Source organism: Nonomuraea sp. NPDC003804 (assembly GCF_040610675.1).
Taxonomy (GTDB): domain Bacteria; phylum Actinomycetota; class Actinomycetes; order Streptosporangiales; family Streptosporangiaceae; genus Nonomuraea.
On record NZ_JBEXMT010000012.1, the window covers coordinates 24897 to 37848 of the forward strand.

The 12952-nt window shown below is 73.6% G+C and carries 11 protein-coding genes; 7 read left to right on the forward strand and 4 right to left on the reverse strand.

Annotated features, from left to right (window positions below; translation table 11 throughout):
• The first annotated feature begins 32 nt into the window (after positions 1–32).
• Positions 33–473 carry a solute carrier family 23 protein gene (locus tag ABZX22_RS18130; protein ID WP_354910520.1) on the forward strand — a complete coding sequence of 147 codons (441 nt, stop codon included), beginning with the start codon at positions 33–35 and terminating at the stop codon, positions 471–473.
• Positions 473–1573 carry an XdhC/CoxI family protein gene (locus tag ABZX22_RS18135; RefSeq protein ID WP_354910522.1) on the forward strand — a complete coding sequence of 367 codons (1101 nt, stop codon included), beginning with the start codon at positions 473–475 and terminating at the stop codon, positions 1571–1573. The genes ABZX22_RS18130 and ABZX22_RS18135 overlap by 1 nt, the downstream gene beginning before the upstream one ends.
• Here ABZX22_RS18135 and ABZX22_RS18140 read toward each other — a convergent pair.
• Complete coding sequence (locus ABZX22_RS18140) at positions 1521–2690, reverse strand: winged helix DNA-binding domain-containing protein (protein WP_354910124.1); 1170 nt, start codon at positions 2688–2690, stop codon at positions 1521–1523. The two genes, ABZX22_RS18135 and ABZX22_RS18140, sit on opposite strands and share 53 nt — an antisense overlap.
• 176 nt (positions 2691–2866) lie before the next feature.
• Here ABZX22_RS18140 and ABZX22_RS18145 point away from each other — a divergent pair, with 176 nt between their 5' ends.
• The 5 genes from ABZX22_RS18145 (at position 2867) to alc (ending at position 8487) form a co-directional block, all read left to right on the forward strand.
• The gene (locus tag ABZX22_RS18145; RefSeq protein ID WP_354910127.1) at positions 2867–3229 is read left to right on the forward strand and encodes a gamma-glutamylcyclotransferase; all 363 of its coding nucleotides are present in this window, start codon (positions 2867–2869) and stop codon (positions 3227–3229) included.
• Positions 3226–4905, forward strand: coding sequence for a thiamine pyrophosphate-dependent enzyme (locus tag ABZX22_RS18150; protein ID WP_354910129.1), 1680 nt, complete (start codon positions 3226–3228; stop codon positions 4903–4905). The genes ABZX22_RS18145 and ABZX22_RS18150 overlap by 4 nt, the downstream gene beginning before the upstream one ends.
• A gap of 93 nt (positions 4906–4998) precedes the next feature.
• Complete coding sequence (locus ABZX22_RS18155) at positions 4999–6168, forward strand: glycerate kinase (protein ID WP_354910130.1); 1170 nt, start codon at positions 4999–5001, stop codon at positions 6166–6168.
• A 28-nt stretch (positions 6169–6196) separates the two neighbouring features.
• On the forward strand, positions 6197–7501 hold the full coding sequence (allB, locus tag ABZX22_RS18160) for an allantoinase AllB (protein WP_354910133.1): 1305 nt from the start codon (positions 6197–6199) through the stop codon (positions 7499–7501).
• 38 nt (positions 7502–7539) lie between these two features.
• Positions 7540–8487 (forward strand): allantoicase, encoded by a 948-nt coding sequence (gene alc / locus ABZX22_RS18165; protein WP_354910134.1) that lies wholly within the window; start codon positions 7540–7542, stop codon positions 8485–8487.
• 50 nt (positions 8488–8537) lie between these two features.
• On the opposite strand, the gene ABZX22_RS18170 is transcribed toward alc, so the two are convergent.
• The 3 genes from ABZX22_RS18170 to pknB form a co-directional block, all read right to left on the reverse strand.
• Positions 8538–9428, reverse strand: a complete 891-nt coding sequence (locus tag ABZX22_RS18170; protein WP_354910136.1) for a CAP domain-containing protein — start codon at positions 9426–9428, stop codon at positions 8538–8540.
• Positions 9429–9573: 145 nt separating this feature from the next.
• The gene (locus ABZX22_RS18175) at positions 9574–10770 is read right to left on the reverse strand and encodes a hypothetical protein (RefSeq protein ID WP_354910138.1); all 1197 of its coding nucleotides are present in this window, start codon (positions 10768–10770) and stop codon (positions 9574–9576) included.
• A gap of 40 nt (positions 10771–10810) precedes the next feature.
• The gene (pknB, locus tag ABZX22_RS18180) at positions 10811–12775 is read right to left on the reverse strand and encodes a Stk1 family PASTA domain-containing Ser/Thr kinase (RefSeq protein WP_354910140.1); all 1965 of its coding nucleotides are present in this window, start codon (positions 12773–12775) and stop codon (positions 10811–10813) included.
• Positions 12776–12952 lie beyond the last annotated feature (177 nt).

Here is a 12952-nt window from a genome sequence, read left to right on the forward strand (position 1 = left end):
GGATCCTCACCGTCGACGGCCTCGGCGCGGTCATCGGCGGTGGCACAGGGGCCTCGGCGAACACCGTCGTCGTCGAGTCGGCCGCCGGGGTGGGGGAGGGCGCTCGCACCGGCCTCGCCAGCCTCGTCACCGGAGCCCTGTTCGGCTTGGCGATGTTCCTCACCCCGCTGGCCGCCGTGGTGCCCGCGCAGGCGGCCGCGCCCGCGCTGGTGCTGGTCGGCGCGCTCATGATGACCGCGGCCCGCAAGATCGAGTGGGACTCCCTCGACCCGGCGATCCCCGCGTTCCTGACGATCGCGCTGATGCCGTTCACCTACTCCATCACCAACGGCGTGGGAGCGGGCGTCATCGCCTACACCGTGATCAAGGCCGCGCGCGGCCGCTTCGACGAGATCCACTGGCTGCTCTGGGTGATCAGCGCGATCTTCGTCGGGTACTTCGGCATCGGCTTCATCGAGGGCCTGATCGGCTGATGTTCGAACTCCTGGAGCAGATGCGGGCATGGGCCGCCACCGGCAGGCCGTACGCCGTCGCCTCCGTCGTCTCGACCACCGGCAGCGCCCCCCGCCCCGCGGGCGCGGCGCTGGCGGTGTCGGCCGACGGCGAGGCCGTCGGGAGCGTCTCCGGCGGCTGCGTGGAAGGCGCCGTCTACGAGCTGTGCCTGCGGGTCGCCGCCGACGGCGTCCCCGTCCGCCAGACCTTCGGCTACAGCGACGACGACGCCTTCGCCGTGGGCCTGACCTGCGGCGGCATCATCGAGGTGCTCGTCTGGCCCAGCCCCCGCCTCCTCGAGCGGGTACGGCAGGGCGAGCGGGTCGCGCTGGCCAGGACCCTCGACGGGACGGCCGGCGCCGTCGTCGTGTGGCCCGACCGGCACGAGGGCGGCACGGGCGACGACGAGCTCGACGCGGTCGTCGTGGCCGAGACCAGGGCGATGCTCGACGCGGGCCTGACCGGCGTGCGCGAGGTGGGCTGCGGCGAGCGGCGGGTGGAGGTGTTCGTCGAGTCGCACACGACGCCGCCGCGGATGCTGATCTTCGGCGCGATCGACTTCGCCGCCGCGCTCACCAGGGCGGGCCGCCTGCTCGGCTACCACGTCACCGTCTGCGACGCCCGCCCGGTCTTCGCCACCAGACGGCGCTTCCCGGACGCCCACGACGTGGTCGTGGACTGGCCGCACCGCTACCTTGCGGGCACCGAGGTGGACTCCCGCACAGTCGTCGCCGTCCTCACCCACGACGCCAAGTTCGACGTGCCGCTGCTGGAGGTGGCGCTGCGGACGAACGCGGCCTACGTGGGGGCGATGGGCTCCCGCCGTACGCACGCCGACCGGCTGCGGCGGCTGCGCGAGCAGGGGCTGACCGAGCAGGAGCTCGGCAGGCTGCGCTCGCCCATCGGCCTCGACCTGGGCGCAAGCACGCCGGAGGAGACCGCGGTGTCGATCGTGGCGGAGATCGTCGCCGCCCGCCGCGGCGGCAGCGGCCTGCCGCTGTCGCGGACCGGCGGGCCGATCCACCGGTTCAGCGACGACCGGAGGGGTCTTCGCGCAGCGCGCGTTCCAGCGGAGTCCTGAAGCGCGGGGTCACCGTCACCCCGTCCAGCCACGTCGTGACAGCGGCGGCGGCCCGCTCGACGGCGGCCCGCGCGTCGGAGCCGGCGTCCTCCAGCAGCCGCCACACCACCTCGCCGTCGCCGCGCTGTCCCCAGCCGCCGACGACCGCGCCGTTCCACCACACGGTCGGGCCGACGTTGCCCGACCGGTCGAACAGCTCGGCCCTGTGCTCCCGCGGGAGGTACCAGTCGCGGTGCTGCCAGCCCATCGGCGTCGGGTCGAGGGCCGGCAGCAACGCCGCCCACGGCTCCGGATCGCCCGCCTCCAGGTCGTCCGGCAGCAGGTGGCCCGTCGCGCCGTCGTCGAGCTCGACCGGGACCGCGCCGACCGCGTGCAGAGCCTTGCGCACGTCGCCGAGCGACCAGCCGGTCCACCACTTCAGATCCGCCTCGGTGCCGGGGCCGTAGGACCACAGCCACCGGCGCACCAGCTCGGCCTGCGCCTCCCGCACGGTCAGGACCGGCATCTCGGGCGCCAGGGCCCACCGGTGCTGTCCGCTGACCCAGGAGCCGGCGGGCCGCCCCTGCCTGACGATCAGGCCCTCGGCCGCCATCAGGAACAGCAGCCTGGTGCCCACACCCTGTTTGGCCTCGTACGGCTTGCCCGGCGCGTAGACGATCTGCTCGCGCAGCTCCGGCACCAGCTCGCCCAGCCGGGCCGCCGTCGCCTCGCCGTGCTCGCGCAGCGCCGCCAGCACCGCGCCCTCGACCCGTGCGATCCACGCGCCGTCGAAGCCGCCGCCCCGCTCGAAATGCTGGAGGAGTTGCCTGCGCTCCTTCACGGCGACCGCCAGCGCGCTGGAGTGGTGGATGACAGGAGCCAGCTCGCGCCGCACCACGAAGATCGTGCGCCGCATGCCCGTCATCCTGACCAGCGTCCTGTCCTCATACAGGGCCCGCTCCATCGGCCCCGGTCCCGGCGTGCCGGTGCGCGCCGCCGCCGACAGGAACACCGTCGCGGGGTCGGTGCCGTGCAGCGCCACCACCGCCCCGGCCGCCTCCTCGACGCTGCGGCCCCGCTCGGCGAGCAGATGCCTGACGCCCAGCCGGGCACGGCGTTGTGCCGTCGTCATGCGCATGATCGGAGCATATGGGGTTGGACCAACACACAATCCCGCCCCGCTGTCGGCCCCGCAGCTTCGGACGTCCTGCCGGTAGACCCGGTGGAGGGCGGGTGTGTCTACTGGTTGGCACACCAGGTACCGCGCTGCCGTACGGCAGAACTACGGGCCTCTCCCCACGAGAGGAGCCTGCGATGGCCCTGATGTTCCTCAACGGCGGCGCGATGCGAGGCGGACCGCTGCACCACCTCCTCGACGGCGCGCCACTCGTCGCCCAGATCGACACGGCGCCCAAGTACCGGTTCTACTCGGTCGGCGGGCGCTGCCCCGCGCTGGTGCCCGTCGCGCACGGCGGCGCCGCCATCGCGGGCGAGCTGTACGACGTGGACATGGACGTCCTGCGCGACCGCCTGCTGCCGGCCGAGCCGCCCGAGCTGGAGCTCGGGGTGATCGAGCTGGCCGACGGCCGCTCGTCCCTGGCGATGGTGCTGCGCAGGCCGATCACCTCGCACGTTCCGCTCATCGACATCACCTCGCAAGGAAGGTGGGTTTCGTGAGGTTCGACGTCAACTGCTCGATCCTGTTCACCCAGCTCCCGCTGCTCGAACGCCCGGCCGCCGCCAAGGCCGCCGGCTTCGACGCGGTCGAGTTCTGGTGGCCCTTCGACACGGCCGTCCCCGACGACAGGCAGGTGGACGCCTTCATCGACGCGATCAGGAACGCGGGCGTGCGGCTCGTCGGCCTGAACTTCGCCGACGACATCCCCGAGGGCGGGCGCGGGCTCGCCGGTCGCCCCGGCGACGTGAAGAGGTTCAGGGACAACCTCGACGTGGCCGTCGGCATCGCCGGACGGCTCGGCTGCCAGGCGCTCAACGCCCTGTACGGCAACAACGCCGACCCCGACCTGGCGCTGGAGAACCTGGCCCTGGCCGCCCGCAAGGCCGCGGCGATCGACGCGGTCGTGCTGGTCGAGGCGCTCAACGCCTACGAGTCGCCGACCTACCCGCTCGTCTCCGTCAAGGCCGCGACCGACGTGATCGAGGCGGTGGGGCGGCCGAACGTGCGCTTCCTCTGCGACCTCTACCACCTGGCCCGGATGGGGGAGGACCTGCGGGCCGCGCTCGCGCACCCGCTGACCGGGCACGTCCAGATCGCCGACGCCCCCGGCCGCGGCCGTCCCGGCAGCGGCACCCTGCCGCTGGCCGAACTACTGCAGGTCCCCGTGCAGGTCACGCTCATGGGCAAGGGTTCCATCCCCGACGACCACCCGCTCCACAGCGGGATGACCGGCATCCAGACCTCCCAGCGGTACGGCAACGCCTCCTTCCTGGAGTCCGACCTCGTGCTCGCCCTCGGCGCCCGCTTCGGCGACCGCCACACCGGCGCGCTCGACGTCTACCGCGGCGAGCGCACGTTCATTCACGTCGACATCGAGCCCACCCAGCTCGGCAAGGTCTTCGAGCCCGACCTCGGCATCGTCTCCGACACCGGGCTGTTCCTGCGGGCGATGATCGACCTGGTGAAGGCGCGCGGCATCACCCGCGCCCCCAGCGCGTGGGTCGAGCGCGTGCGCGACCTGCGCAGGACGCTCACCCGGCGCGAGGACTTCGACGACATCCCCGTCAAGGCGCCCCGCGTCTACAAGGAGATCAACGACTTCTTCGACGAGGACACCTACTTCGTCACCGCCATCGGGCTCTACCAGATCTGGGGCGGCCAGCACCAGAAGGCCTTCAAACCGCGCCGCTACCAGGTGTGCGGCCAGGCGGGCCCGCTCGGGTGGGAGATCCCCGCGGCGATCGGCGTCAAGAAGGCCGCGCCCGACGCGCAGGTGGTCGGCGTGGTCGGCGACTACGGCTTCCAGTACCTGGTCGAGGAACTGGCCGTCGCGGCGCAGTACGACGTGCCGTTCGTGCTCGTCATGCTCAACAACGAGTACCTCGGCCTGATCAGACAGGCGTCGCTCCCGTACGAGATGAACTACCAGGTGGACATCCACTACGACGAGTACGGCACCGACAACGTCAAGATCATGGAGGCGTACGGCTGCGCGGGCGTCCGCGTCTTCGACCCGGCCGAGATCAGGTCCTCGCTGGAGTGGGCGACCAAGGAGGCCGCACGCACGTCCCGGCCGGTGCTCGTGGAGATCATGATCGAGCGGGAGGCGAACACCCCGCACGGCCTGTCCATCGACGCCGTCCGCGAGTTCGAACCGCTTCCCGCCGAGGTGTGATGATGGGTCATCGCAGGCACGCCCTCCTGCCCGCTCGCACCGGGCAGGAAGGCGTGCCAGCCCATTCTTCATCATCAGGCTGGGAGTGTCGCAGTGGTTGAGCATGTTCTTGTCGCCCCTGACAAGTTCAAGGGGTCGCTGACGGCGGCCGAGGTGGCCGCGCGGGTGTCGGCGGGCCTGGGCGTCTCCACCGTCGAGCTGCCCGTCGCCGACGGCGGTGACGGCACCGTCGACGCCGCTGTGGCCTGCGGTTTCACCCGTGTCACCCGGGAGGTGACCGGGCCCACGGGCACGCCCGTGACGGCCTCCTACGCCTTCCTGCCCGCCGCCCACGGCGACGCGGGCCCGCCTGCCGTCGCGGTCGTCGAGCTGGCCGAGGCGTCGGGGCTGCGCCGGCTGCCCGGCGGGCCCGAGCCGCTGACGGCCACCAGCCGCGGCACCGGCGAGCTCGTCGCCGACGCCGTACGGCGCGGCGCCCGCCGGATCGTGCTCGGCCTGGGCGGCAGCGCCTCGACCGACGGAGGCGCGGGCATGGTCCAGGCGCTCGGCGCCCGCCTGCTCGACGCCGGCGGACAGGAGCTGGGCGCCGGCGGGGCGGCGCTGCGCGAGCTGGCCAGGATCGACCTGTCCGGGTTCGCCGACCTGTCAGGCGTGGAGTTCGTCGTCGCGAGCGACGTCGACAACCCGCTGCTCGGCCCGCACGGCGCCGCCGCCGTCTACGGACCGCAGAAGGGCGCGACACCCGGTGACGTCGCCGTCCTGGAGGCCGCGCTCGGCCGGCTGGCCGCCGTCGCCACCCAGACCCACGGACTGGTCGGCGCGGTCGAGCACGACGGCGTCCCGCGCCCCATGGGCGTCGCGGGCGCGCCCGGCGCCGGCGCGGCGGGCGGGGTGGGCTTCGCCGCCCTCGCCTTCCTGCGCGCCGAGATCCGCCCCGGCATCGAGTACCTGCTGGACCTGCTCCGCTTCGACGAGCAGGTCAAGGGCGCGCGGCTGGTCGTCACCGGCGAGGGCTCGCTCGACGGGCAGTCGCTGCGCGGCAAGGCGCCCGTCGGCGTCGCCCAGGCCGCGGCGAAGGCCGGTGTGCCCGTGGTCGCCGTCTGCGGTCGCCGCACGCTCACCGACGAGGAGCTCCGGGCGGCCGGCATCGAGGCGGCCTACGCGCTCACCGACATCGAGCCCGACCCCGCCCGCTGCATGGCCGAGGCGGGCCCCCTTCTGGAGCGGCTGGCCGCCCGGGTCGCCGCCGACCGGCTGAGCTGATGCGCACCACCTCGCGGAAAGGCAGCAGATGACCGGTTACGAGCTCGTCATCCGATCCCGCAGGGCCGTCACGCCCGACGGCGAGCGGCCCGCTGCCGTGGCCGTACGGGATGGGAAGATCGTGTCCCTGCACGCCCACGACGCCGCCCTCGACACGGCCGAGGACGTCGACCTCGGCGACCTGGCCCTGCTGCCCGGCCTGGTCGACACCCACGTGCACGTCAACGAGCCCGGCCGTACCCACTGGGAGGGCTTCGCCTCCGCCACCAGGGCGGCCGCGGCGGGCGGGGTGACGACGATCGTCGACATGCCGCTCAACTCGCTGCCGCCCACCGTCACGGCCGACGCGCTGACCGTCAAGCAGGAGGCGGCGCGCGGCCAGTGCTACGTGGACGTGGGCTTCTGGGGCGGGGCGGTCCCCGGCAACCTCGACGACCTGTACCCCCTGCACGAGCGCGGCGTCCACGGCTTCAAGTGCTTCCTGTCGCCCTCCGGTGTGGAGGAGTTCCCCCCGCTGACCCCCGACCTGCTACGGCAGGCGCTCAAGGTCGTCGCCGGGTTCGACGGGCTCATGGTCGTCCACGCCGAGGACCCGTCGCTGCTGCGGGAGCCGGCCGGGCCGAGCTACCCGGAGTTCCTGCGGTCGCGGCCGGGGGCCGCCGAGCGGCGCGCCGTCGAGCGGGTCATCGAGCTGGCCAGGCGGACCGGCGCCCGCGTCCACATCCTGCACGTCTCCAGCGCCGACTGCCTGGAGCCGCTCGCGGCCGCCCAGCGCGACGGCGTGCGCGTCTCGGCGGAGACCTGCCCGCACTACCTCACGCTCACCGCCGAGCAGGTCCCCGAAGGCGACACCGCCTTCAAGTGCTGCCCGCCCATCCGCTCGGCCGGCAACCGCGACCGCCTGTGGGCCGGGCTCGCCGACGGCGTGCTGAGCTGCGTCGTGTCCGACCACTCGCCGTCGACGGCCGACCTCAAGCTGCCCGACTTCGCCGCCGCCTGGGGCGGCATCGCCTCCCTCCAGCTCGGGCTGGCGGCGGTCTGGACCGAGGCCGTGGCCCGCGGGCACGGCCTGGCCGATGTGGTGCGCTGGATGTCGGCCAACCCGGCCGCGCTGGCCGGCCTCCACGGCAAGGGCGGCCTGGTTCCCGGCGGCGACGCCGACCTGGTCGCCTTCGACCCGGCCGCCGACCTCACCGTCGACGCCGCCGCCCTCCACCACAAGAACCCCGTCACCCCCTACCACGGGCGCACCCTCAAGGGCGCCGTCCGCGCCACGTGGCTGCGCGGCGTCCCCTTCGACGTCACCGCGCCGCCGCGGGGCGTCTTCCGCTGACCTAGCATCGAGACCGAGCAGGAGAGAGAGCGAACCGCATGCCGGACTTCACCACCCTTCCCGACCTGGCCCTGCGTACCGTGGGCGGCTCCGTCGTGGCCGCCAGCGACGAGTCCTTCGCCGAGAAGGAGAGCCTGATCAGGCCCGGCCGTCCCGGCTTCCAGGCCGAGACGTTCGGCAACAAGGGCCAGGTGTACGACGGATGGGAGACCCGGCGCCGCCGCGAGCCCGGCCACGACTGGGCCGTCGTGCGCCTCGGCATGCCCGGCGTGATCCGCGGCGTGGTGATCGACACGGCCTGGTTCAAGGGCAACTACCCGCCGCACGCCTCGGTCGAGGCCTGCGCGGTCAGCGGCCACCCGAGCCCGGCCGAGCTGGCCGAGGCGACGTGGGTGGAGATCGTCCCCAAGGCCGACCTGAAGGGCGACGCCGAGCACGCCTTCGAGGTCTCCGACGAGAGCCGCTACACCCACGTCCGGCTCAACATGTTCCCCGACGGCGGCATCGCCCGCCTGCGCGTGCACGGCGAGGTCCGCGCCGACCTGTCGGTGTACGAGGGGCTGGGCCTCGACCTGGCGGCGCTGGCCAACGGCGCGGTCGTCACCGCCTGCTCCGACGAGTTCTACTCCGCGCCGAACAACGTCCTGGCCCCCGGCCTGGCCCGGCACCAGGCGGAGGGCTGGGAGACCGCCCGCAGGCGCGACGGCGGCAACGACTGGCTCGTCATCCGACTGGCGGCGCCCGGCGTCGTCAAGGTGGTCGAGCTCGACACCACCAACCTGCTGTTCAACGCGCCCGGCGCGGCGTCCGTGCAGGGCAGCCTGGACGGCGAGACGTGGTTCGAGCTGCTGCCGAAGACGCGCCTGCAGCCCGACACGCCGCACCGCTTCCGGCTGGAGGAGGCGCGTCCGGCCGCCTACGCGCGCGTCGACATCTACCCCGACGGCGGCCTCGCCCGCGTTCGCCTGCTCGGCACGCTCGCCTAGCCGTCACGCGGGGCGCGGCGGCGGGGGCCCGCCCGCCCCTGCGGGGCCGGTCACCGGCTCGCCATCAACAGGGTCCAGCGCTGGCGCGTGTAGCCGACGCCGACGTAGGCGTAGCCGCAGTTCAGGATGTTGGCCTTGTGCCCGGGGCTGGCCATCCATTTCTTCACCACCTCGGCCGCCGTGCCCCTGCCTCTGGCGATGTTCTCGCTCCACGCGGCCGGCGGGGTGAAGCCCGCCGCCTCGAGGCGCTGGCCGGGCCCGAGGCCGTCGGGGGAGGTGTGGCCGAAGTAGTTCCGGGCCGCCATGTCGTCGGAGTGGCTCACGGCGGCGTCGCGCAGCCGCGGGTCGGGGGTGAGCGGCTCGCAGCCGGCGGCGGCGCGTGCCTCGTTGGTCAGCCTGACGACCTCGTCGGCCATCTCCGCCTCCGGGCTGTCGAGCCGGTCGAGGTCGTAGAGCGTCTTCCAGCCGCCGCAGTGCTGGGCGACGCGGCCGTCGGACTGGCAGGCCCGCACCCGCATGCCCTTCACCCGGGTCACCTCGAAGCCGAAGGTCCGCGCCACGTCGCCGCACGCCGTCGCGGTGTACGCCGTGCTCCACCGCCCGGTGGTGGTGGCGAGGGCCTGGAAGACCACCCGCGCGCACCTGCGCCGCGTCTCAGCCGAGTTGTCGAGGTCGCGGAGGATCACGGCGGCCCTGGCGTCGGTGTCGCCGTCGGTCGAGGCCCTCACCATGATCGTGCCGCTGGCCTCGGCCAGGCCGTTCGCCGAGGAGACCGAACCCCAGGAGCTGGGCATGTCCGCGATGTCCGCGATGTCCGCGGTGCCCGCGACGGGCGGCGGGGCGGCCGGGACGGTCGCGGCGGTGGCGATCCCGGGAACCGACAGGACCAGCGCCCCCACGGCGGCCGTCGCGAGCAACCCCGGTGTCGACTTCGTGCTCATGCTTTCTCCGGACAGCCCTCCCCCCTCCGGCCCCCTGCCGGATCCCGGGCTGTGGTGACCACCGATATCGCGTGCCGCTTGCACGTCACCTGCAGCCCGCAGAACGCGTCCTTGCAGGTCACAGACACCGTAGGCGGCGGCGGGCTCAGGGGACGAGCCTGGCCTGGTGCCGCGGCGGCAGCGTGAGCCTGCGCAGCGACAGCCGGGGCTCGCCGGGCCGCCACGCCGCCACGAAGCCGGCGTAGTCCGTCTCGGCGGGCATCACCCGGTCGGTCGTCACGAAGTCGCCGGTCAGGACCAGCCGTCCGTCGCGGCTCCACGCCATCGCGGTCGACTTGAGCGAGGCGGGCACCGGCATCGACGGCAGTCGCGTCCACGTCCGCGCCCGCACATCCAGCACCTGCACGTCCAGGTACTGGCGTGGTCCCGGCCAGGCCGGATCGGCGAACCAGAGCGCGATCAGCCGCCCGTCCGGGCTGACCTCGGCGGTGGACGGGCTGCCCCCGGTGACAGGGGAGGGCAGCGGCGTGCGGCGGCCGGCCGCCGGCTCGACCAGGGACAGCCGGGACGCCCTCGAGACCAGGACGAGGTCGCGGGTGACGGCGTGCACCCGCTCCTCGGCGAAGACCTCCTCGCCCGTGGTCCTGTCGAGCAGCCGGGCGCGCTCCTGGGCGGCATACGACAGCAGGCCCTGCGGGGTGTCCTGGGCGGGAGCGCGCGAGCAGGCGATCGGCAGGACAGGGCCGCGCTCGCGACCCCGGAAGTCGAGCGGGCGCAGGCGGCAGCCGTCGTCGCCGCGCGCCCGCTGGAGCACCCACACGCCCTTGCCGTCGGCCGCGGCGAAGGCGGACGACACCGCGCCGCCGAGCGGGCGGGCCCGGTCACCGGACAGCAGGAACAGGCGGCCCTCGGCGGAGGGGTCGGCGGGCGTGGTCACGACCAGCTCGCGGGTGCCCGCGGTGAAGGACCAGGCCGGCCGGCCGTCCGGCAGGCCGCGCAGCTCGGTGCGTACCCGCGAGTCGACGTCGAACCTGAAGGCGCCGCTGTCGCCGGTGACCAGCAGCCGCAGCCCGCTGCCCGGCGGCAGCGGACGGCCGGAGACGGGCGGCATGGGGTCACGGGGGCCGCGCCCGGGACCGTCCGTCCCGGGAACCCCCGACGCGCCGGGCGCGCACGGGCCGGGATCGCAGGGGCCGGCCGTACGGGCGGAGGACGCGGGGACGGCGGGCGAGCATCCCGCGGCGGCGGCCAGCACAGGGACCAGCACGGCGACCAGCACGGCGACCGGCACAGCGGCAGGCACAGCGGCCGGCACAGCGGCCGGCAAGGAGGTCTGTCTCACGCTCCTTCTACCGCGCTGGGCCGCCACGGGTTCCGGCCGCTCAGCGCCAGATCGTCACCGTGGTGCCGGAGGGCCGTTCCTCCCCGGGCATCGGGCGCTGGAAGCGAACCTGCTCGCCGTTGGTGAGGTTGCGCACCCGCACCCGGTAGCCCTGCTGCTGCAGCTCGGTCGTGGCGTCACGGACGCTCTTGAACACCACGTTGGGGACGATCTTGAACTCGGCATGGTCGTCGGCCTGGCCGTTGCGCTTGCCGAACCAGTCGAGCCAGAGGCCGCCGCATCGTGAGACCGTGATGCTGGTCATCGTGCCGGGGTCGACCTCGGCCTTCGGCCGGGGGTTCTGCGAGATGACCTGGCACGGCTCGGCGTCGTCGTCGACCTCGTTGACCTGCACCTGGAAGCCCTGCTGGGTCAGGAACGCGGCGGCCTCGTCCTTGGACATGTCGCCGACGTCGGGCATCACCAGCCCGGCGCTGAGCACCAGGTTGATGCGGGTGCCCTCCTTGACCCGGTCGCCGATGCTCGGCCTGGTCTGCGTCACCAGACCGCGCTGCACCTTCGGGTTGGCGATCTTGGTGACCTTGCCCACCTTGAGGCCCTGCTCGGCGAGCTTGACCGCCGCGTCGTTCTGGCCCAGGCCCTCCACGTTGGGCACGGTCACCCGCTTGGCGCCGAGCGAGGGCACGAGCGTGATCGTCTGGCCGATCTCCGCCTCGGTCTGGGCGACGGGGTCGGTGCTGATCACCTTGCCCTCCGCCACCTTCTCGTCGTACTGCCCCGGCGCCTCCTTCACCAGGAAGCCGTTCTTGGCGGCCTCGCTCTTGGCGGCCGAGACGCTGATGCCGACGAGGTTGGGCACGAGCGCGTACTTGCTCTGCGCGAAGTACCATCCGGTCAGGCCGACCGCGACCACCATCAGCCCGGCCAGCGTCACCAGGAACCAGTTCGGCCGGAAGCCCCGCCGGCGCGCGGGGGGCTGGCCGGCCTGTACGGCGGGCGCGGTCAGCACCTCGGTGCGGGAGACCACCAGCGTCGGGTTCGGCGCGGCCGCCGCCCTCGGCTGCGGCTGCGACGGTTGTGGCTGCGACGGCTGCGGCTGCGGCTGCGAGGCGTTGGGCACGGCGTGCTGCCCCGTGGAGTAGGGCGGGATGGACTCCCGCGGCAGCATCCGGTGCGTGTCGACGGCCGCCACCAGCATCGCCGAGGCGTCGGCGGGGCGGTTCTCGGGATCGCGCGCGGTCGCCTGCGCCACCAGCGTGTCGATCAGCGGCGGCACGTCGGGCACCACCGACGAGGGCGGCGGGACGGTGTCGTGGACGTGCCGGTAGGCGATCGACATCGGCGTCTCGCCGTCGTACGGCTGGCGGCCCGTCACCAGCTCGAACAGCATGATGCCCGCGGCGTAGACGTCGCTGCGGACGTCCGCCCCTCCGGTGGTGACCTGCTCGGGCGACATGTAGCCGATCGTGCCGATCATCACGCCGGTGCGGGTCTGGTTCGTCGCCTCGATCGCCCTGGCCAGGCCGAAGTCGACGACCTTGACCCGGCCGTCGTCGGTCAGCAGGACGTTCTCCGGCTTCATGTCGCGGTGGACCATGCCCTGCTGGTGGGCGGCGCCGAGCGCGGCCAGCACCGGGATCATGATCTCCAGCGCCTCGCGGGCGGGCAGCCTGCCCCGCGAGCGCAGCACGTCGCGCAGCGTCTTGCCAGGCACGTACTCCATCGACAGGTACACCACGTCGCCGTCGGTGCCCTGGTCGAACACGTGCACCACGTTGGGGTGGGACAGGCTGGCCACCGACTTGGCCTCGCCGATGAACCTGCGCACGAAAGCGGGGTCCTCGGCCAGCGTGCGGTGCATGACCTTCAGCGCGACCGTGCGGTCGAGCCGGATGTCGAGCGCCAGGTAGACCGTCGCCATCCCGCCCCGGGCGATCCGGGACTCGATGCGATAGCGCCCGTCGAGCAGTCGCCCTACGAGGGGGTCCGCGATCGTCGTGTCCACCTGGCCGAGTTTACGGGCGATTCGCCCCCCGCATGGCCCGACAGTCCCAAACCGATGCCCGTTTGATTCCTGATCTGGGAAGGCGGCGCGAAGCCTGCCCGGAGGTCACGTCCCACCGGTGCTCTGCGCCCACCGCGGACCCACGGCCCCACGGCCCCCCGTGGCGCGGGGGCCGTG